Here is a 19,642-nt window from a genome sequence, read left to right as displayed (position 1 = left end):
TCTACCCGCCCCCGCGCCCAACCCAATGGTCAGCGCGCGAGCGCGGCTCAACGTCTTCTCAGGAGCGGATACGCCACTCCCCCAGCGTTTCGGCGGGCCTAACCCGCGCGCTTCGCCTTCAACTGGTCATTCACAGCGTTAATCACTGCAGAGACCGTCGCATTAAAATCAAGATCCGAGCTGTCCACCCGGGTCACGCCTTCGGCAGCTTCCATAAAGTTATTGACCTTCGAATCCTTCGCATCACGCTCAGCGATCTGCTTGCTCAAGTCACCCGAAGCGCCGGACTTCTCCGCGTTTTCCAGGCCGCGGCGCGCCATGCGCACCTCTTCAGAAGCAGTCAGCAGGATGCGCGCATCAGCGTCGGGCGCGACCACGGTGGTGATGTCACGGCCCTCAGCGACCATGCCGTTAATAGCGTGGTCAATCATCCAACGCTGCAGGCCAATCAGGTGCTCACGAACCGCCGGAACCGAAGCCACAGCAGAAACGGCCGAAGAAATGCGCTCGCTACGAATCTCCTCACGGATATCGGTCGAGCCCATCAGAATCTCTTCTTCCTTAATGTTCGTACCGAACACCAGGGGCATCTCTTCAACAGCCTTCGCTATCGCCTCAGTGTCGTTCAGGTCAATGCCAAGTTCCAGCACACGGTAGGTTGCGGCACGGTACATTGCACCGGTGTCCAGGTACGCCAGACCAAAGTGGCGTGCAACTTCCTTAGATACAGACGACTTACCGGAACCGGAGGGACCGTCAATAGCAATCGTCAGTTTAGGGTTCTCGTGCATCAGCACTCCTTCAAATTCGTCTCAAACTTTATGCCGGAAAATATAGCTTTAACTCTACTTCACAACACGCCAACCGCGAGCCGACAAATCGCGGACCAACGCCTCATGAATAGACGGATTGACCGAGATTTCAGCCATACCCACCGGGGCGCCCGTCGAGTGCTCCAGACGCAAATCCTCAAGGTTCGCGCCCAGCTCACCAATCTCGGCAAGCAAACGAGCCAGCGTGCCGGGGGTGTCATCCACCAGCACCGTCATCTTTGCGAACGCGGCGGGGGCCGTACCGTGCTTACCCGGAATACGGTTAACGCCCGCGTTGCCTTCGCTCATCAGCTGCGCCAAATCCAGGCGAGCACCGGAGGCCGTCGGGTTCTCCAGCGTTGCGATGAGGCGATTCAGGTCATCACGCACCCCGTAGAGGGTCTTCACAATCGGGTCAGCGTTTGCTGCAAAAATCTGTACCCACAGCGTCGGGTCCGAAGCCGCAATACGCACCGTATCGCGCAAACCCTGACCCGCCAGGGACAGCGCATACAGCGGAGTGTCCTGCAGACGCGAAGCCAGAAGCGAACTCATCGCCTGCGGTACATGAGAGATCAGAGCAACCGTCTGATCATGCTCCTCAATGCTCAGAGAAGTCACAATCGCGCCCAGCTCAACCGCCACAGAACGCACCAGACGCACACACTCGGGACGAACCGAATCGTGCTCGCAGATAATCCACGGACGCGCTTGGAACAGCTCACCGCGTGCAGCCACCGGGCCGGACTTCTCACGCCCAGCCATCGGATGCGAACCCACATAACGGGACGCATCCGCACCCGAGGCAAGCACATCAGCTAGCGGTTGCACCTTCACGGAGGCAACATCCGTCACCACGGCGCCTGGGTATCCTACCTCCGGCCGAGGTGCATAGGTGTTCAGCGCGCGAGCGCACACGGCACCGGCACTATCCGGAGGCGCAGCCACCACCACCAGCTGCGGGGCGAGGGAGGCACGCTCCTGCTCCGACAGGGTGGAGAAGCTTGTACCAGCACCGATATCCTGCGCCACAGCCTCGGCGGTGGGTGAAATATCTTGGACGTACACGTCCTCGCATCCTTCCGCGCGCAATCCCAAACCAATGGAGGCGCCCAGCAGACCCGAGCCGATAATGAGTACCGGCCCGGTCAGCGTTGAGTCCATGTGCAGCTCAGATGCGGAAAGCTCAGCGGGCGAGCTCATGACAACTCCTTAGCGTTATTACATATCCACCGAAGCGAGCAGATGACCAATCTCGACCTTCGAGAGGTTACGGACAGTGCCCTGCTTCTGCGAACCAATACGGATCGGCCCCATCTCAACGCGAACCAGGCGCTCAACCGGGTATCCGACAGCGTCGAAGAGGCGGCGCACAATACGGTTCTTACCGGAGTGGATGGTCACCTCAACGAGCACATGGCCGGGGGTAGAATCCACCAGCTTAAACTCGTCCACACGAGTCACGCCGTCTTCCAGGCGAATGCCCTTCTTCATGGCTGCGCCGACACCGGGCTCCATCGGGCCGGGAACCTGCACCAGATAGGTCTTGGGCACCTCGTAGGAGGGGTGGGTGAGTCGGTTCGCCAGTTCACCGTCGTTGGTCAGCAGCAGCAGACCCTCAGTTTCAACATCCAGGCGGCCCACGTGGAACACACGCTCGCCCATGGAGGAACGCAGGAAGTCAGAGATGCAGGGGCGACCCTCGGGGTCTTCCATGGTGGAGACCACGCCGGCGGGCTTGTTGAATGCCATGTAGACGAGCTTGTCGTTGGTTTGAACGGTCATGCCGTCCACCTGCACGGTCACCTTGGAGGGGTCCACGCGTACACCCAGCTCGGTCACGACCTCACCGTTGACGGTGACGCGACCTTCAGTAATCATTTCTTCGCAGACGCGACGGGATGCCACCCCGGCCTGAGCCAGCAGCTTCTGCAGGCGCACACCGTCGTGGTCGTAGAACTCGTAGTGGTCTACCGGGGCGTTACGTGGGCGGCGGGGACGGTGAGGGCCAGCGTAGTTGCTGACGCGGTATTCACCGCGCTCGTTCGCGAAGGCTTCGCCGGAGCGGTAGGGGCGGCCCGGTGCGCGGCGTTCGCGCTTGGGCAGTTCGGTGCCGCGGCCTCGGCCGGAACCTGCGCGGCCTGCGCCGAACTTCTTCTCGCCGAAGCCCTTTGCGCCGCCCTTACCAGCGCCGCTCTTCGGTGCACCGGGACGACCGCCGCGTGCGGATGCACCCTTAGCGCCGGGCTTACCACCCTGACCGGGACGACCGGCGCCGGGACGGCCACCGCGGGAGTTCTGGGCGCGACCGGATGCAGAGCGGCCGCCGCGGGAGGAGTTTCCATATGCCATGGTATTCTTCTCTTTTCTATCGTTGTAGTATTTGTTAGTCTTTGTGCCCCAGCACCGAATGTGTGGTGTTTATATCAGCGCCAGGGGCGCTTATCCGGGGTAGTTCTGCAGCAGGTTTTCAGCAGAACCGTTGAAAGTTTCGTTATTGCCGTAACGGCTGTAGCGGGCGGGTTAGTCGTTACCTTCGGCGAGGACCGCCGCCTCCGTATCATCGGGGAGGAAGGGCGCAAGCGCCGGCAGCTCCTTCAGGGAGTTCAACCCGAGCTTTGTCAGTAGCAACTCCGTGGTTTCGTAGAGGGTCGCGCCGCTTCCGGCTTCGCGACCAGCCTCACGAATCAGCTGCCGTTGGAGTAGCTGACGGATTGCTGCGTCCGCATTCACGCCTCGAATGGAGGCCACCCTCGCCCTGGTCACCGGCTGCTGGTAGGCAATCACGGCCAGTGTCTCGTAGGCGGGATTGCTCAGCGTCGCGCTCTTGGAACGGGTCACGAAGCGTGCCACCCAGGGGGCGAAGTCGTCGCGGGCGTAGAGCTTCCAGCCTCCTGCGATGTTCCGCAACTGGAATCCGCGCGGTTCCGGTGCCACCCCCTCTTCTCCGTAGCCGCTTTCTTCGCCGTTGTACTCGCTGTACAGCTGGTCGAGCGCGTGCTCAACAGCTCGTTCGCTAACGATGAGAGCGGCGGAGAGTTCTTTGACGCTCACGGGTGCTTCGGCAACGGCGAGGATTGCTTCGATGGCGCTTTTGACGCCGCCTGGGATTACCTCGACCTTGGAGAATTCGGCTTCGGCATCGACCGCTACACTGGGTGCGGTGGAGGGGCCTCCCTCCGGAATCTTTACCGGTTTCGCTTCCGGTTTCTTCGACTCGCGGGGCGCAGTTTCCTGCGATTCCTCAGAGCTGTCGGAGTCCTCTACCGTTTCAGCGGCCTCAGCTTCTTCGGCAACCTCAGTACTCAGAGGCGTTGCAGCTACCTCATGCTCAGCCGGCTCAGCGTCCGCCCCAGCAGGCTTTGAGCTCTCAGCCTCTACCGGCGCCGAGTCAGCCTGTTCCGAACCCTCATCCGCGTTCGGATCCCAGTAGCCCATGTTCACGATGGCAAGGTCGTCAGGGGTAAATTCACGGTCAAAGCGTGAGCCGTGATTACTCATAATCCTCCTCTACCGGTTCCGTGTTAGCTTCAGATTCGTTCACTTCGGGTGATTCAGGCGCTTCACTGGTTTCGTGCGCATCCTGAGTGTCTGTTTCTTCACGAATTACGAACTGTGCCGCGCTCGCGCTCGCACGTACCCGAATGGCTCCGAGTAGTGCGTCCTGTTCTACGTGCAGGGCGCCTTCTTTGTAGAGCTCAAGCAGGGCGAGAAAACGAACCACCGCGATTTCTAGTTCGCCGGATCCTTGAACCAGTTCGGCAAAGCTCAGTTCCCGAGCCGCGGTATCGAGCAGGCTGTGCAGAATATAGTGTTCTTCAGCCGCGATGGTGGTGAGCGGAACGTGCAGGTGCTCGTTGAGTTGTTCAACGATTTCTTCGGGTTCCGGTTCGGGTTCTTTGGGGGTTCGGCTCAGCGCTGCTGCGGCGATGCGGGCGAACTCTTCGGCGCCTCCGGTAAAGACCAGCTCGGGTAGCGCCTGGGCGAATCGTTCTTCGAGGGCTACCGCACGGGGAAAACGCTGTGCTTCTTGCGCCCAGCGTTCAGCAAAAATATCGGCGACTTCGCGGTAGGCGCGGTATTGCAATAGACGGGCAAAGAGCAGGTCGCGTGCCTCCAACAGCGCAACATCCTCTTCGAGGGGTTCACGATGCTGCGGGAGCAGGCGTGCGGTCTTGAGTTCCAGCAGGGTTGCGGCGGTGACCAGAAATTCGCTGGCTTCGTCGAGTGCACGTTCGGTGCCTTCAGCGTAGAGGGCGTGCAAGTATGCGAGGAACTCGTCGGTAACCTCTGCGAGCGCCACCTCGGTAATATCGAGTTTGCGGCGCGAAATCAGGGTCAGTAGAAGATCAAAGGGACCCTCAAAATTACTGAGGGTGAGGGTGAAACCGCGTTCCGGATTCTGCAGGCCGCGGCCCTCAGTCCGGGCGTTCGTGGCGGTGTCTGCGTTCGGTGTCGGTACCCTCACGGCAGCGACGTTCGTGGTCATAAACGACCTATTCTCCTTAGGTTTATTCTCCCCGGCTTTATTGGTGCCGTCTCAGATGCGGCTTCTATTTCGCCTATTTTTCGGCGTAAGCAGTGTGCGGGGTCTTTAGAATCCACACAATTATACGCCCTCTGCCGGTGTGACTCAAGGATGAGAGTCACCTCAGCGGAGGGCGTATAGGTGCGCAGAGGGCTTTAGCGTGCGCCGCCCTTATAGATCAGTTCGCGTGCCACCTGGCGGTATGCTTCCGCACCGGGGTGGCTGGAGGCGTAGCTGAGAATCGGCTCAGCGGACACCGATGCGTCCGGGAACTTCACGGTGCGCTTGATGACGGTGTCGAAGACCTTGTCGCCAAATGCGTCCACGATGCGCGCCAGAACTTCCTTAGAGTGGATAGTGCGGGCATCGAACATAGTGGCAAGTACACCGGAGATTTCGAGGTCGGGGTTCAGACGGTCCTGAACCTTCTCGATGGAGTCGACCAGCAGTGCAACGGCGCGCAGTGCGAAGAACTCACAAATCAGCGGAATGATGACGCCTTCGGAGGCGGTCAGTGCGTTGACGGTCAGCAGGCCCAGGGAGGGTTGGCAGTCGATGAGGATGACATCGTATTCGTCGCGGACCTTGCGCAATGCCGAGGCGAGAACCTGCTCGCGAGCCACTTCGTTGACCAGCTGAACTTCAGCTGCGGAGAGGTCAATGTTCGCGGGCAGCAGGTCGATGTTCTCCATGCCGGTGGGCAGGATGACATCCCTGATGTCGACCTTACGGTCCATCATGACGTTGTAGACGGTCAGGTCCAGTTCGTGCGGGTTCGCGCCGAAACCGGCGGAAAGTGCTCCCTGCGGGTCGAAGTCGACCAGGAGCACCTTACGGCCGCATTCTGCCAGTGCCGCGCCCAGGTTAATGGTGGAGGTGGTCTTACCCACGCCGCCCTTCTGATTCACCATAGAGATAATTCGGGCGGGACCGTGGCTGCTCAGCGGAGCCGGGTCGGGGTATACGCGCAGGGGTCGACCGGTGGGGCCGAGTTCTTGAGCCTGAGCTTCAGTCAATGGTTCACCTTCATCAATGAATTCGAAGTTTTAAAGTTTAAGCGTTGTCTATAAGGTTACCTCAAGAGCGGCTGTTCCGCGGTTTGACGGGGTTTTATCCCCGTTCGTGGGCACGCGGATGCGCCATGCGGTACACCTCCATGAGCCCCTCGGGTGTGACCTTGGTGTACACCTGTGTGGTGGCGATGGAGGCGTGCCCGAGTAGTTCTTGCACCACGCGAATATCGGCGCCACCCTGCAGTAGGTGCGTTGCGAAGCTGTGGCGCATGGAGTGCGGTGAGAAGTCTGAGCTGAGCCCGGCAGCTTCGGCGGCTTCTTTGAGGATGAGCCAAGCGCCTTGGCGTCCGAGTCTGCCGCCTCGTCCATTGACAAAGAGCGCGGCGGTGCCTTTACCGTGCGCTACGAAGGTGGGGCGGGCACGCACCAGGTAGTCTTGGATTGCTTTTTGGGCGTAACTTCCGATAGGTACGAGCCGTTCTTTGTTTCCTTTGCCGAAGAGTCGAACATAGCCGGGCAGGATAATCTGGTTGCTGTCTTCGTCTGTGAGGGTTCCCTCGAAGTGTACGTCGTCAATATCGGCGTTGAGCATTTCGCTCACGCGTGCGCCGGTGGCGTAGAGGAATTCGAGTATGGCTCGGTTGCGTAGCCCGGTGGCGGTTTCGCAGTCGGGTACGGCGAGTAGCCGCTGAATGTCTTCTACACTCACTGCTTTGGGTAGGCGCTTAACGTTCTTGGGCGGAGTGACCGGTGCCGCCGGATCGGTGGGCACGATGAGCGCGGAGACCCAGAAGGCATGTACTCCGCGGACTGCCGCCATGGTGCGGGCGATGGAGTTCGGTCCCAGCGGCAGGGGCAGGCTCGGCACCCCTTCAGCGGTTGGCATTTCTTTTTCAGGGGCCCCAGCTTTCTCCGGCTGCCCGGAACGTGCGTTTCCAGCGCCCCCGTTTCCTGTACCTCGCCCCGATTCGGAGGCAATCATCAGCGCCAGCGATTCTGCGGCTTCTTCCTGTGCTTCCTGAGATTCCTGCGCGTTTTGGGTGTTCTTCTCCCCCACCTCGAATCCGGCAAGAGGCACGGTGGGGGCGGCGAGTTCCCGCATGAAGGAACGCACCTGCGCGGTGGTGATGCGTTCGGGGTCGATGACTCCGAGGGTCGCCATGTAGGCGCTGTATCGTCGCAGGTCACGCCCGTAGGAGGCGATGGTGTGTTCGCTGCCTCCTCTCTCCACGCGCAGGTGGATGAGGTACTGGTCAATGGCTTTCTGTAGCGGGGTCTGCCCCTCCTGATGGGAAGAACCCAAGGTAGAAGAACCCAGCACGGAGGAACCGGCAAAAGAGGACACGCCGAGCAGACTCGCGCCGCAGAATGTCTTGCTCGCCGTACTTTTTGCCTGCTTCACGCTATCTCCTCTATCGGTTCTCTTGATATGTGGGTTTGCCGTAGGCGGAGCTACTCCCCCGCCCAATGCTCCGTTCTTAGTGGTTGCGGAAGTTCTCCGGCTTTTCGCGGCGCTGCCCCATATAGGGGTGGAACTCCCAGCCACCCTCGGCAGGGCGCAGGCCTTCAAAATTGTTCTGCGCCGCCGCATAGGTGGCGAGTACCGCTTGGATAGCGAGCGCGTTGTGAATCTTTCCGCCTAATACCAGCTGCACCGCGTCGGCGAGGGGTACCCAGCGATAGGTCATTTCGGATTCTTCATCGGTGCGTTCGCTACGTTCTTCGGCGGGCAGTTCCGAGAGGTTGCGCGCCAGGTAGACGCGGCCTGCTTCGCTAGTTGCGCCGGGGCTGCTGAAGTAGTCGGTCAGAGCGTTCCAGGTGGATGCTTTCAGGTCTGCCTCTTCGGCAAGTTCGCGCTGCGCGGCGCCCAGGGGATCTTCACCGTCGATGTCGAGCAGTCCGGCGGGCACTTCCCAGAGGTTCATACGCACCGGATGGCGGTATTGGTTGAGCATCAGCAGTTCGTTGTTGTCGTTGAGAACCGCCACGGCGACGGCGCCGGGCATTTCCACGACATCGCGGGTCAGCGCAGTGTTTTCATTGAGTTCGTACTCTTCGACGGTCGTTTCGATGACGTAGCCGCTGTACTTCACGGTGCGGGTGCGGATGGTACGTTCGGAGGGTGCATCAATAATCTGCTGGTTGTTGCTCATTCTTTCATTGTAGGCGGCTTCTTAGCCCCGCTACATTTGGCGCGTCAGGTACGGCCACGGTTTAAAGCACGTTCAGGTTTACACAAGAGCATCCCGCTCTCCCCTGCGCGGGGTGAGCGGGATGCTGAACGTTTATGCCTAGATATTAGGCGCCGCGGCGTTCCAGAGCAGCCTTAATCAGGCCAGCGAAGAGCGGGTGCGGGCGGGTCGGACGCGAGCGGTACTCGGGGTGTGCCTGAGTTGCCACGTAGTAGGGGTGTGCCTCTGCGGGCAGTTCCACATACTCGACCAGCGAGGAGTCCGGGGAGGTACCGGAGATGTGCAGACCTGCTTCTTCAAGCTGCTCGCGGTACTCGTTGTTCACCTCGTAACGGTGGCGGTGACGCTCTGCAACCTCGGTTGCACCGTATGCCTTAGCAACCTGAGAGCCTGGAACGAGGTTTGCCTTGTACAGGCCCAGGCGCATGGTGCCGCCCAGGTCGCCTGCACCTTCGACGAACTGCTTCTGCTCTTCGATAGTTGCGATGACCGGTACGGAGGTTTCGGGCTCGAATTCGGTGGAGGATGCTTCGCGCAGGCCCAGTACGTTGCGTGCGTACTCAATGACCATGGACTGCAGACCGAGGCAGATACCCAGGGTCGGGATCTTGTGCTCGCGTGCGTACTTGAGTGCACCAATCTTGCCGTCTAGGCCGCGGATGCCGAAGCCACCGGGCACGAGGATTGCGTCCATGTCGCGCAGCTGGTGGTCTGCATCTTCATCGGTTGCGCACAGGTCGGCTGCAACCCACTTGATGTTGACCTTAACGTTGTTTGCGAAGCCGCCGGCGCGCAGAGCCTCAGAGACGGACAGGTATGCGTCGGGCAGATCGATGTACTTACCGACCAGGCCAACGTTAACCTCTGCCGCGGGGCGGTGCACTGCGTCGAGCAGGCGGTTCCACTGGGTGAAGTCCGGTGCGGAAGCCTCAATGCCGAAGTAGTCGAGGATGTAGTCGTCGAGCTTCTGGCTGTGCAGGGTCTTGGGGATGTCGTAGATGCTGGGTGCGTCGGCGCAGGAGATAACTGCGTCGCTGTCTACGTCGCATGCGTTACCAATCTTGGTACGGTGCGATACGGGAACCTCACGCTCACAGCGCAGGATCAGACCGTCAGGCTGAATGCCCAGGCCGCGCAGTGCTGCGACGGAGTGCTGGGTCGGCTTGGTCTTGAGCTCGCCAGAGGGGCCGATGAACGGCACCAGGGAGACGTGCAGGAAGAAGACGTTCTTGCGGCCAACATCGCGGCGTACCTGGCGTGCTGCTTCCATAAAGGGCAGGGACTCGATATCGCCGACGGTACCACCGATTTCGGTGATAATAATGTCGGGCGCGTCGTCAATTTCCGCTGCGTGACGCATGCGGGCCTTGATTTCGTCGGTAATGTGAGGGATGACCTGGACGGTGTCACCAAGGTATTCACCGCGGCGCTCCTTCGCGATGACGGAGGAGTAGACCTGGCCGGTGGTCACGTTAGCGGACTGGTCGAGGTTTTCGTCCAGGAAGCGCTCGTAGTGTCCGATGTCGAGGTCGGTTTCAGCACCGTCGTCGGTGACAAAGACTTCACCGTGCTGGAAGGGGTTCATCGTGCCGGGGTCGACGTTCAGGTAAGGGTCGAACTTCTGCATGGTCACAGAGAGGCCACGTGCGCGAAGAAGCTGACCGAGGGAAGAGGCCGACAGACCCTTACCTAGAGAAGATGCAACGCCGCCGGTCACGAAAATCTGGCGGGTTACCTTGTCGTTAGAGGACGCATTCAGAGCGTTATTTTTTTCATTCACCACGGAATTCAAGCCTACCATTTTCTTGTCTGCTATCCAAGCAGAGGGTTTTGCCGCGAGAAGATTTCTCAGGCGGCTTTCCCTCCCCTATTTATCCTTATCACCACTGTAAACGGAGCCGGGGATTTATTATTCCCGCCGCGCCGTGTAGAAGCAGGTGTAGGAGCATTCACAGAGTATCTCACATCCTCTGGGCTCCATGCGCCGCTGTTGGTCACCGGCACGGGCTGTGCCGACAACTTTCTGAGACACGCTCGCGTGCTTCAGCCCCTTTGATGGTCTTTAGTGCGAAAGATGCCACCTTTCGGCGCTTTTACCAGCACCTTTCCAATCCTTTTCCCGGTAGGTTTGCATGTTACTTTCAGCGTCCCTACGGCACGTCTCGACCGGCTGCCAGCAGCTCTCGGGCGTGCTCTCGCGCCGATTCTGATTGATCGTGTCCGGAGAGCATTCTCGCAAGCTCCACCACACGTTCCTCTTCGGAAAGTACCTTGACCTTTGAGAGGGACGCGTCATCGTTTTTCAGCACGAGGATGTGCTGGTCCGCGAAGGCTGCAACTTGCGGCAGGTGGGTGACCACCAGAACCTGCACGTGTCGGGCGAGCATGGCGAGGCGGCGACCGATTTCGATAGCTGCCTTACCACCCACGCCGGAGTCCACCTCATCGAAGATGAAGGTGGGCACGGGGTCCACCTCGGCAAGCACCACCTCCAAGGCGAGCATCACGCGGGAGAGCTCACCACCGGAGGCACCCTTACCGAGCGGGCGCGGCACGGCGGTTCGGTGCGGGGCCAACATGAAGGTGACGGTGTCTCGACCGTGCACAGAAAACTTTTCAGCTTCGGCAACCTCCACGACCAGGGATGCGTTCGGCATGGCAAGAGCAGTGAGCTCCTCGCTGACGGCATCCGCCAGTTTCTGTGCGGCAGCACGGCGCAGGGCAGTTAGCTCTTCTGCCTGGGCACCGAGCACCTTGCGTAGCTGTACCAGTTCGGTTTCCAGGGTTTCCTGTCGCTGGGGGTCGTCCACCAGGGTCTCAAGGCGTGCACGGGATTCTTCGGCCCATTCGAGCACCTCGGCAATATCGGCGCCGTACTTGCGGGTGAGGGTTGCCAGTTGGGCGCGGCGAGTCTGTACCTGTGCCAGACGTTCGGGACCTTCAACGTCCAGGGAGGCCATGTAGGAGGACAGATCCGAGGAAATATCGGTGGCAAGAATCAGCAGTTCGTTGACGCGCGCCGCGAGGGAGGCAAGCTCTTCATCAGCGTCCGCCTGCGACTGTAGCGCGGAGCGGCTTGCATCGAGCAGGCTCATGACGCTCTGCTCATCGCCGGTAGAGTATTCACTACCACTGAGCGCTGTGGAGGCGGTTGCCGAGGCAATGCGTAGCGCTTCAACGTTCATGAGCTTCACCATTTCGGCTTTGAGCTCTTCTTCTTCCCCACCCTGCGGGTTGACCGTGCTAATTTCTTCGAGGGCGCCCTGCAGGGTCTGCGCTTCGAGGGCGCGTGCGCGAGAGTTTTCGCGTACCTCCTTGAGCTCTGCGGCGGCGGCACGGTATCGCTCGTAGTTTTCGCGGTACTTCTCAAGCAAGTTGGCGAGCCCTTCACCGGCGTACAGGTCGAGGGAGTGGCGCTGCTCTGCAACTGATTTGAGGCGCAACTGATCGGACTGGCCGTGGACTGCAACAAGAGTCTGACCAATCTGAGACAGAGTTCCGATGGGTGCGGAACAACCGCCGACGTGGGCGCGGGAGCGCCCCGAAGCGTTGACGGTGCGTGCCAGAAGCAGTTCGGAGGTCTGTTCGTCGATGTCTTCAGCAGTGCCGCCGGCTTCTTCGGCAAGCTCAAGGGCACGGTGTCCGGGGGGCAGGCGAATCACTGCTTCGGCGAGGGCGCTCTTGGCACCGTTACGCACGCTGGATGCGTCGGATCGGGCACCCAGGAGCATGCCGAGGGCGGTGACGACCATGGTTTTACCTGCGCCGGTTTCGCCAGTCAGCACCGAGAATCCGGGTTCGAGGGGGAGCCTTGCATCGGTAATAATGCCGAGGTCTCGAATATGGATTTCCTCAATCACGAACGTTCATTCCTTTTCTTTAGCGCTTCTCGCCGTCCTGTGGACCTCGCCAACCACGAATCGGAAGCTCAAATTTACGCACCAGTCGTTCCGAGAAGGGAGCCGGGTGGATACGGGCAAGCAGCACCGATTTTTCGGAGCGTCGCACCTCAATACGGGATCCGGGGTCCAACTCTACGGTTCGGCGGCCATCACACCAGAGCACGCCGGAGGCACCGTTTCCTGGCATCATTTCTACCGCCAAGGTGGAGGTCGGCGCTGCTACCAGCGGGCGCGCAAAGAGCGCATGAGCCGAGAGTGGCACCATGAGAATTGCTTCAACTTCGGGCCAGACGACCGGACCGCCACCGGAGAAAGCGTAGGCAGTCGAGCCGGTGGGGGTTCCCATGACCACGCCGTCGCAGCCGAAGCTACTGAGCGGGCGGCAATCCACCTCGATAATAACTTCAATCATTTTTTCGCGGTTGCCCTTTTCGACACTAGCTTCATTCAGTGCCCAATCGCTATGCACTCGCTTGCCGTCGTTCCAGACTTCCACGTCGATTGCCATGCGTTCTTCAACTGTGTATTCGTTGTTGACGATGCAGCGAACGGTTTCAGTCAGGTCACTCTCTTCGGATTCAGCAAGGAAGCCAACGTGTCCCAGGTTCACGCCAATGAGCGGAACGCTAGTTCGGCGCACCATTTCGGCGGCGCGAAGAATCGAGCCGTCACCGCCGAGCACCACGCCGAGTTCAATATCAATGAGCGCCACGGATTCGTGGACGACCTGCACGGGGATGGGCTCGTCCCAGTTTTCACTCAGGGTCTCCAGATCGGAGCGAGTCATGACGGGTGCAAGTCCCGCTTCGTAGAGCTGAGTGCACGCCTGTCGGGCGGCATCTCGTGCTTCTTTGCGCCCCACGTGGGCGAAGACGAGAATCTTACGGTGACGTTGTTCCACCGAGTCTTCGGAACCACGACGTTCGGAACCATCGCGCGCATCTACAGCAGCCACCTGTGTGGTTGCTTCCTGCGGGGCGTGGCTTTCGTGTTCTGCCATAAGGATTCTCTCCCATTGGGTGTTGAGATGGTGTATCTACACCTATCATACCGAATATGTTCTCGAAGATTTTCTAAAACACCATATTTTTAGAAAATTATTTCGAATAGCGTGCAGCTGGGGTATCTCTAAAATACCCGTAAAAAATACCTGCGAATAGCGCGACAGCCTGAGAAAGCCCTACCCTCAACGCGTCCTGCGTTATCGAGCGGTTTTTCTCAGACTGCCTTAGCACTATTTATTTTCGGCACTATAATTTACTTTCGACACCGTTGAATAGGGAGTTGTAAAAAAGTTCCCTTAGCCTGCACAACAAGATAATTTCGAAATATCTTTATCGAACGTAAGTGCAACTAATTTTAGCCCTTCAGCCATTGTTAAATATGGTGCTAGGGTTTCTGTTAAATCTTCTATCGTTAAGCCAAATTTAACAGCTAATGATGCTGCATAGATGACATCTCCTGCATTTTCAGATACAATATGAACCCCTAATACTTTTAGTGTTTCTGCATCTGCTACTAGTTTAAATACACCGGTTGTTTCACGGTTTACAATTGCTCTTGGAACAGCATCTAAAGGTAATACAGATGTCTTCACATCATACCCTTTCTCTTTTGCTTGTTCTTCTGTTAAACCAACCGTTGCAACCGTCGGATTCGTAAACGTAACAGCAGGAACTACCGATAAATCTATTTTTTTGTTTAATCCGCCAATAGCATTATCAGTAATAATTCCACCTTCATAGGCTGCTACATATACAAATTGTGGTCCTAAAGTCACATCTCCTGCTGCATAAATCTTTTCATTACTTGTTTGGCCAAAATCATTGATCAGGATTTCATTATTTTTTCCAGTTTCAACACCTGCTGCACTTAAATTTAAAGAATCCGTATTTGGTTTTCTTCCAGTGGCAACAAGTAACTGATCTGATTCAATGACTTCTCTACTGCCATTTACTGTTACGTAAACCCTTTTTATCTCTCCACTTTGTTCAACACGCTCAAAAGTTGCCCCTTTGACAAGGTTTATACCCTGTTCAATTAACGCTTTTTCAACTGACTCTGAAATCTCAGAATCATACTCCTTTAAAAGTCGCTCACTTCTTTGCATAAGCGTTATTTCTGAACCTAAATGATGAAATAGTTGTCCAAGCTCCATTCCAATGTATCCTGAACCAATTACAGTTAATCGTTTTGGTATTTTCTTTAACTCAAGAAGTGTTGTACTAGTTAAATAGTCCATTTTTTCAAGTCCTGAAATTTGGGGCAACGAAGGCGATGCACCTGTTGCAATTAAAAAGCGTTTTGCAGATAACTTTGTCCCATTGACCTCAACCGTACTAGCATCAACGAATTTTGCTTCACCTTTAATTAAATCAAAATTATATTCATCAATTAAATCCATATATTTTTGATTCCGAAGTTCGCTCACCAATTTATCCTTTTGCGTGATTAAACTAGCTAAATCCACTTCTCCAGCGGATGTTTGTAAACCTATAAACGGATTGTCTTTTGATAAATGATTGATTTCCCCTGCCCTAAGAAGAGTTTTTGACGGAACACAGCCAATATTCACACAGGTTCCCCCAACCGTTCCACGCTCAATCATTCCAACTTTTGCACCGTATTCTATAGCTTTAATTGCCGAAGAAAAGGCAGCAGCACCAGAACCAATAATAAGAAGGTCATAATTGTCTTCATTAATTAACGCCACGTTTTCTAGTGATGATACTTCTTCAATTTCTCCGGCTTGGTAATTTGCTTCATCAATCGCCTTTATTGCACTTTCAACCTCAATATCATCGGGCAGTTCAAATACTGCTTCACCACGACGATAACTAGACTCAATATTTTTAGCACCTATCTTTTCAAGTGCTGATTCTACGTGTTTTTCACAACCCGTACAAGTCATTCCTGAAATGTTTACCTTAAATTTATTCATAAAAAAGCTCCTTTCGTTTGTTAATGTTTCTATTATAACATAGTTTCAATTCGTTTTAAATCCTCTATTTGTTTTTGCACTTCCTTTTGTTTTTTGGAAACAAATTCGAACATATCTTGACAACGAACTTCATCTTTATCTACAACACCAAGTAATTTATAAATCTCACTTAAAGAGAAACCAAGTTCCTGTATTCGTTTAATAAACCCAACACGCTTAACGTCATCATATGAATATATCCGATAACCAGCTTCCGTTCGGTGAGGTTCTTGTAATAAATTTTTTCGCTCGTAATATCTGATCGCTTCTTTATTAACTCCACATTTATCTGCAAACTCACTAATGCGATAAATCATCTTATTTCACCCCCTGAATATTATAAACCATGTACCATAGTACACGGTCAAGTAAATTGGACTATTTTATTTTTTTCCCAAAGTATCACTCGTATGTGATTGATACTTTTATATAATACTATTGATTATCCTAACATCCCACCAGAAAATCCGATTTAAACACCAGTTGTTTTTAAACTATTAAGAAAGTAATTCCACTATATATTCCGAAGACCCTTTATTTTTTGCACCATAGGAAGTACTCTACATTGCCGTCCTGTCCGGGGAGCGGGCTGGGTTCCATACCCATCACGCGCAATCCGTGGCTTACCGCAGATGCCTGGACTTTTTCCACTGCTTCACGGCGGGCGGATTCTTCGTGCACCACTCCCCCGCGTCCGATGCGGTGTTTGCCAACCTCGAACTGCGGCTTGACCATGAGCACCAGGTCGCCACCGGTTTCGGTGGCGTTCGCTAGCGACTCCATGACCAGGGTCAGCGAGATGAACGAGAGGTCAGAAACCGTCAGCTCAACCTGCCCGCGAATATCTTCGGGCTTCATGTAACGAACATTGAGTCCTTCGTACACGCCAACTCGCGGTTCTTTGCGTAGTGTTTCCACAAGCTGCCCGTGTCCTACATCAACGGCGGCTACGTGGGCAGCTCCTCGACGAAGTAGCACGTCGGTAAAGCCTCCGGTGGAGGCTCCCGCGTCCAGGCAGCGCTTACCTTCCACCTCAATATCGGGGAATGCGTCGAGGGCACCGGCGAGCTTGTGGCCTGCGCGACTGACGTATTCGGTCAGTTCGCTCTGGCGCACGTAGAGGGTATCCTCCGGGCCCACGAGCATGGACGCTTTGCGTGCAACCTTGCCGTTGACTTGCACGTCTCCCGCCGCAATAAGTTTTGCGGCGAGGGTTCGGGAGATCACGAATCCGGCTTCGACCAGGTATTTATCGAGGCGCACAGTGTCCTTGTCTTCTTTCTCTCGTCTGGTGACGGGTTATCTAGTGCCGGTGAACTAGGAGAGGTTTTCGAGGTCTTTCTCCAGCTGCTCGCTCATCGTTTCGAGGCGCTTGACGCGCTCTACGGGATCCAAGGCGAGGGTCGCCGCCAGCTGGCGCTCGAATTCTGCGTCAAGCTCAGAGCTTTCCTCAGCCGTGCTGTTAGTGTCCGGTTCTTTAGGCACCGGGGATCCCCTGGATGTTGGGGCGTGCGCCCTGTTCGGGGTTTGCTGCCCACCATGCCGCGCAGGCTACGCGCCATGCTTCGGCTTCGCTCTCGCTGCCCGCGAATGCTTCGGTATCTTCAATCTCGGGGCCGGTCAGGCTCAGGTTTTCACCGCGAACTCGTGCCTGCCAGGTGGGGCCGGTTGCGATGACTTCGTAACCTTCGTAGAGCACTTCAATTTCGGGGTAGGGTGCGAAGAAGTCCTCGAGGGCGCGCAGAATATAGGTCGGACGCTGGTTCGGCACGGCCTCGATGACGTCTTGGTAGGTCTGTACGCCGGTAAGGACGAGGGCGCCGTCCATCTTTGCGTTGTTGGCTCCGAGAATGTCGGTGTCCAGGCGGTCGCCCACGATGACGGGGCGGCTGGAGTTCACTGCCTGCGCTGCGGTGTGGAAGATTGGTGCTTCGGGTTTACCCGCGACGAGCGGGGTACGGCGCGAGGCAGTTGCTACGGCTGCGACGAGGGTGCCGTTACCGGGTGCCTGGCCTCGTTCCTTGGGGATGCTCTGGTCAGTGTTAGTTGCAATCCAGAGGATGTCGGGGTTTGCGAGGGTGTAGGCGGCTTCCGCGAGGTCTTCCCAGCCAATCTTGGGGTCGAATCCCTGGATGACGGCTACAGGGCCTTCTTCTTCCTTGCGTACCGTTTCGAGGCCTACTGCACGAACACAGTCGGCAAGTGCTTCGGTGCCGGTGACGAGTACTTTGGAGCCTGCGGGTACATGCTGTGCAAGCAGTGCTGCGCCTGCCTGTGCGGAGCTGACGACGCGTCCTGCTCGGGTGTGCACGCCCAGTTCACGCAGGTGCTCTGCTACGGATTCTACGGAACGCGATGCGTTGTTGGTGACGAAGATGACCGGTACGTTGATTTCTTCTTCAGCGCGGTTGAGCGCTTCGGGTGCACCTTCGATGGCGAAGGGGCCTGCGTAGACTACGCCGTCCAGGTCGGAGAGGAGGGCATCGTAGCGGGATAGGAGTGCGTTCGTGGTCATAGAGTGTTCCTCTCGGGGTCTCTGGCGGTTGTCGCTATTAATCGTACCTGTTAGACACTCTAGCGTTGGCACCTTCGAGCGATTATATAGAAAACCGCTGGACGCTCTTCCCTGCTTGGGTGTGGCGTCCAACGGTTTCACGCTGACACTTAGGTCGCGTATTTAGAATTCTTAGATTCTCCGCAGTCTTATTCTGCGGAGGTTTCTTCTGCTTCTTCAGTCTTGGGCAGTTCGGTCTTCTCGTCCTCAACTGCCTCTTCCTGAGCTTCGCTTGCTTCATTTTCTGCGGATGCTTCAGCGATCTCCTCGGACTTTTCGCCTGCGGACTCGGTGAGTTCTACGGGCTTCTCTTCCTTTTCGAAGAGGCCTGCTTCACCGAACATGTCGAAGATTTCGGGTTCTGCGAAGTTACCCTGACCCAATGCTGCTTCTGCCATGAATGAGAGGCGTGCCCAGCGTTCTGCTTCCTGGTTACGGTCTGCGTTAGCAAGCGCGTCGGAGTACGCGCTGAACAGGCGGGGGCTGTATTCGAAGGCACGCTTAGGGTTCAGCTGAGGAATCTGCAGTGCTACGACAGCCTCGGACTTCTTGCCCTGATCGCTGAGGATGCCGGATTCAACGATGGCGAGCTCTACGCGCACGTTGGCGGGCAGTTCTTCCTTCTCGGATTCTGCAATCATTTCCATTGCCTTGGGTAGGCGGCCGAGCGCACGTTCGCAGTCTACCAGCAGTGCCAGGTGGTCTACGGAGCCGCTAATACGGCGGTGGGTGCGCAGTTCGCGCAGTGCCAGTTCGAAGTCTTCTGCTACGTATGCGGCAACACCAACAGCTTCGCGTACTGCGGCAATACGGCCTGCGCTACGGGATGCGGCAACGGCGTGTTCTAGTGCGAATTCGGGGTCGATGTCGAGGTAGCGACCTGCCATGGCGAGGTGCTTTGCAACGGTTTCTGCGTTGCGCGGCTCAAGGGCGCGCAGCTGACGGAAGGTTGCGCCGTCCAGCTCGCGACCGGTGATGTCATCGTCAATTTCCGGTGCCTTGGGCTTTGCGGGGCGGTAGCCTGCACGGCCACCAATGCTGCGTACTTCTTCGCGAGGTGCTTCAGCCTCGGGACCGTTGGAGCGAGGTGCCTTGGATCGGGAATCGGAGCGACGACCGTCAAACTTTTTGCCTCCGCGGTCATTACGCTTGAAACCGCCCTTACCGCCAAAGTTCTTGCCGCCCTTCTTGGAGCGGATGTCCTTTCCTCCGCTGTTCTTGCGGTGATGGCGGGGGCCGGAGCCGTTAGACTCGTGACGGGGGGTCTCAGACATGAATCTCCTTGGGAGGTATCCGCCAGTGTCGGCGGGTAGGGTATGCAGTCGGTTCGGGCGAACCGCTGCCTGAGGCATCAACTCTATGAGGGGTGCTTTAGATACACCCGCTAATGCCTAAACATAAGCCATACCATTCTAGTATAGAGAGCACCTTCCGTGCACCCGTACCGATAGGATGTTAAAGACAAATGGGGAGGCCGTTAGACCTCCCCAAACGAAAATAGCCCCGGCAAAGCCGGGGCTATTGAACAATAAAGCGGCAATAACCTACTCTCCCACACCCTCAAAAGTGCAGTACCATCGGCGCAAAGAGCCTTAGCTTCTGGGTTCGGAATGGAACCAGGCGTTTCCCTCTCGCTATAATCACCGCAAACCTACGGGATT

General features: G+C 56.8%; 16 protein-coding genes, 1 rRNA gene and 1 pseudogene. All 18 read right to left on the bottom strand.

Annotation, left to right across the window (positions count from 1 at the left end; genetic code table 11):
• Window positions 1-98: 98 nt before the first annotated feature.
• Entirely contained in the window at window positions 99-791 is a 693-nt protein-coding gene (cmk, locus tag O3648_RS06950; RefSeq protein WP_371569255.1) for a (d)CMP kinase, read from the bottom strand.
• Between the two features lie 54 nt (window positions 792-845).
• Window positions 846-2,015 carry a prephenate dehydrogenase gene (locus tag O3648_RS06945; RefSeq protein WP_279740391.1) on the bottom strand — a complete coding sequence of 390 codons (1,170 nt, stop codon included), beginning with the start codon at window positions 2,013-2,015 and terminating at the stop codon, window positions 846-848.
• An 18-nt stretch (window positions 2,016-2,033) separates the two neighbouring features.
• Window positions 2,034-3,164, bottom strand: coding sequence for a pseudouridine synthase (locus O3648_RS06940; protein WP_371569252.1), 1,131 nt, complete (start codon window positions 3,162-3,164; stop codon window positions 2,034-2,036).
• 171 nt (window positions 3,165-3,335) lie between these two features.
• On the bottom strand, window positions 3,336-4,313 hold the full coding sequence (gene scpB / locus O3648_RS06935; RefSeq protein ID WP_279740388.1) for an SMC-Scp complex subunit ScpB: 978 nt from the start codon (window positions 4,311-4,313) through the stop codon (window positions 3,336-3,338).
• Window positions 4,306-5,301, bottom strand: coding sequence for a ScpA family protein (locus O3648_RS06930; protein WP_279754706.1), 996 nt, complete (start codon window positions 5,299-5,301; stop codon window positions 4,306-4,308). Before O3648_RS06930 ends, scpB begins: the two co-directional genes overlap by 8 nt.
• A 194-nt stretch (window positions 5,302-5,495) precedes the next feature.
• Complete coding sequence (locus O3648_RS06925) at window positions 5,496-6,356, bottom strand: ParA family protein (RefSeq protein ID WP_371569249.1); 861 nt, start codon at window positions 6,354-6,356, stop codon at window positions 5,496-5,498.
• A 94-nt stretch (window positions 6,357-6,450) separates the two neighbouring features.
• The gene (locus O3648_RS06920; RefSeq protein ID WP_371569246.1) at window positions 6,451-7,755 is read right to left on the bottom strand and encodes a tyrosine recombinase; all 1,305 of its coding nucleotides are present in this window, start codon (window positions 7,753-7,755) and stop codon (window positions 6,451-6,453) included.
• A 76-nt stretch (window positions 7,756-7,831) separates the two neighbouring features.
• Window positions 7,832-8,506: an NUDIX hydrolase gene (locus tag O3648_RS06915; protein WP_314078653.1), complete on the bottom strand. Its 675-nt coding sequence runs from the start codon at window positions 8,504-8,506 to the stop codon at window positions 7,832-7,834.
• A 145-nt stretch (window positions 8,507-8,651) separates the two neighbouring features.
• The gene (locus O3648_RS06910; protein ID WP_279754709.1) at window positions 8,652-10,346 is read right to left on the bottom strand and encodes a CTP synthase; all 1,695 of its coding nucleotides are present in this window, start codon (window positions 10,344-10,346) and stop codon (window positions 8,652-8,654) included.
• 349 nt (window positions 10,347-10,695) lie between these two features.
• The gene (gene recN, locus O3648_RS06905; protein ID WP_279788798.1) at window positions 10,696-12,405 is read right to left on the bottom strand and encodes a DNA repair protein RecN; all 1,710 of its coding nucleotides are present in this window, start codon (window positions 12,403-12,405) and stop codon (window positions 10,696-10,698) included.
• A gap of 19 nt (window positions 12,406-12,424) precedes the next feature.
• The gene (locus O3648_RS06900; RefSeq protein WP_279754712.1) at window positions 12,425-13,447 is read right to left on the bottom strand and encodes an NAD kinase; all 1,023 of its coding nucleotides are present in this window, start codon (window positions 13,445-13,447) and stop codon (window positions 12,425-12,427) included.
• Between the two features lie 300 nt (window positions 13,448-13,747).
• Entirely contained in the window at window positions 13,748-15,388 is a 1,641-nt protein-coding gene (gene merA / locus O3648_RS06895) for a mercury(II) reductase (RefSeq protein WP_371569242.1), read from the bottom strand.
• Window positions 15,389-15,423: 35 nt separating this feature from the next.
• A pseudogene (gene merR, locus O3648_RS06890) lies at window positions 15,424-15,744 on the bottom strand (Hg(II)-responsive transcriptional regulator); the annotation flags it as partial.
• Between the two features lie 217 nt (window positions 15,745-15,961).
• On the bottom strand, window positions 15,962-16,690 hold the full coding sequence (locus O3648_RS06885) for a TlyA family RNA methyltransferase (protein WP_371569239.1): 729 nt from the start codon (window positions 16,688-16,690) through the stop codon (window positions 15,962-15,964).
• A 54-nt stretch (window positions 16,691-16,744) separates the two neighbouring features.
• On the bottom strand, window positions 16,745-16,912 hold the full coding sequence (locus O3648_RS06880; protein WP_279754714.1) for a GTPase: 168 nt from the start codon (window positions 16,910-16,912) through the stop codon (window positions 16,745-16,747).
• Complete coding sequence (locus O3648_RS06875; RefSeq protein WP_279754716.1) at window positions 16,905-17,942, bottom strand: HAD-IIA family hydrolase; 1,038 nt, start codon at window positions 17,940-17,942, stop codon at window positions 16,905-16,907. The genes O3648_RS06880 and O3648_RS06875 overlap by 8 nt, the downstream gene beginning before the upstream one ends.
• Before the next feature lie 188 nt (window positions 17,943-18,130).
• Window positions 18,131-19,255, bottom strand: coding sequence for a hypothetical protein (locus O3648_RS06870; RefSeq protein ID WP_279754718.1), 1,125 nt, complete (start codon window positions 19,253-19,255; stop codon window positions 18,131-18,133).
• 257 nt (window positions 19,256-19,512) lie between these two features.
• A 5S ribosomal RNA gene (gene rrf / locus O3648_RS06865) occupies window positions 19,513-19,629 on the bottom strand.
• Window positions 19,630-19,642: the final 13 nt, after the last annotated feature.

The organism is Rothia sp. 27098_8_161, from assembly GCF_041432905.1.
Lineage (GTDB): Bacteria > Actinomycetota > Actinomycetes > Actinomycetales > Micrococcaceae > Rothia.
The sequence above is the reverse complement of the archived record's forward strand: the minus strand, read 5'-3'. Positions and strand labels throughout refer to the sequence as shown.

Excerpts from the sequence above, each read along its gene's own strand:
- O3648_RS06900 (WP_279754712.1), bottom strand. The coding sequence starts at position 13,447 with ATGGCAGAACACGAAAGCCACGCCCCGCAGGAAGCAACCACACAGGTG.
- O3648_RS06945 (WP_279740391.1), bottom strand. The coding sequence starts at position 2,015 with ATGAGCTCGCCCGCTGAGCTTTCCGCATCTGAGCTGCACATGGACTCA.
- O3648_RS06875 (WP_279754716.1), bottom strand. The coding sequence starts at position 17,942 with ATGACCACGAACGCACTCCTATCCCGCTACGATGCCCTCCTCTCCGAC.
- cmk (WP_371569255.1), bottom strand. The coding sequence starts at position 791 with ATGCACGAGAACCCTAAACTGACGATTGCTATTGACGGTCCCTCCGGT.
- O3648_RS06940 (WP_371569252.1), bottom strand. The coding sequence starts at position 3,164 with ATGGCATATGGAAACTCCTCCCGCGGCGGCCGCTCTGCATCCGGTCGC.
- scpB (WP_279740388.1), bottom strand. The coding sequence starts at position 4,313 with ATGAGTAATCACGGCTCACGCTTTGACCGTGAATTTACCCCTGACGAC.
- O3648_RS06930 (WP_279754706.1), bottom strand. The coding sequence starts at position 5,301 with ATGACCACGAACGTCGCTGCCGTGAGGGTACCGACACCGAACGCAGAC.
- O3648_RS06910 (WP_279754709.1), bottom strand. The coding sequence starts at position 10,346 with ATGGTAGGCTTGAATTCCGTGGTGAATGAAAAAAATAACGCTCTGAAT.
- merA (WP_371569242.1), bottom strand. The coding sequence starts at position 15,388 with ATGAATAAATTTAAGGTAAACATTTCAGGAATGACTTGTACGGGTTGT.
- O3648_RS06915 (WP_314078653.1), bottom strand. The coding sequence starts at position 8,506 with ATGAGCAACAACCAGCAGATTATTGATGCACCCTCCGAACGTACCATC.
- O3648_RS06870 (WP_279754718.1), bottom strand. The coding sequence starts at position 19,255 with ATGTCTGAGACCCCCCGTCACGAGTCTAACGGCTCCGGCCCCCGCCAT.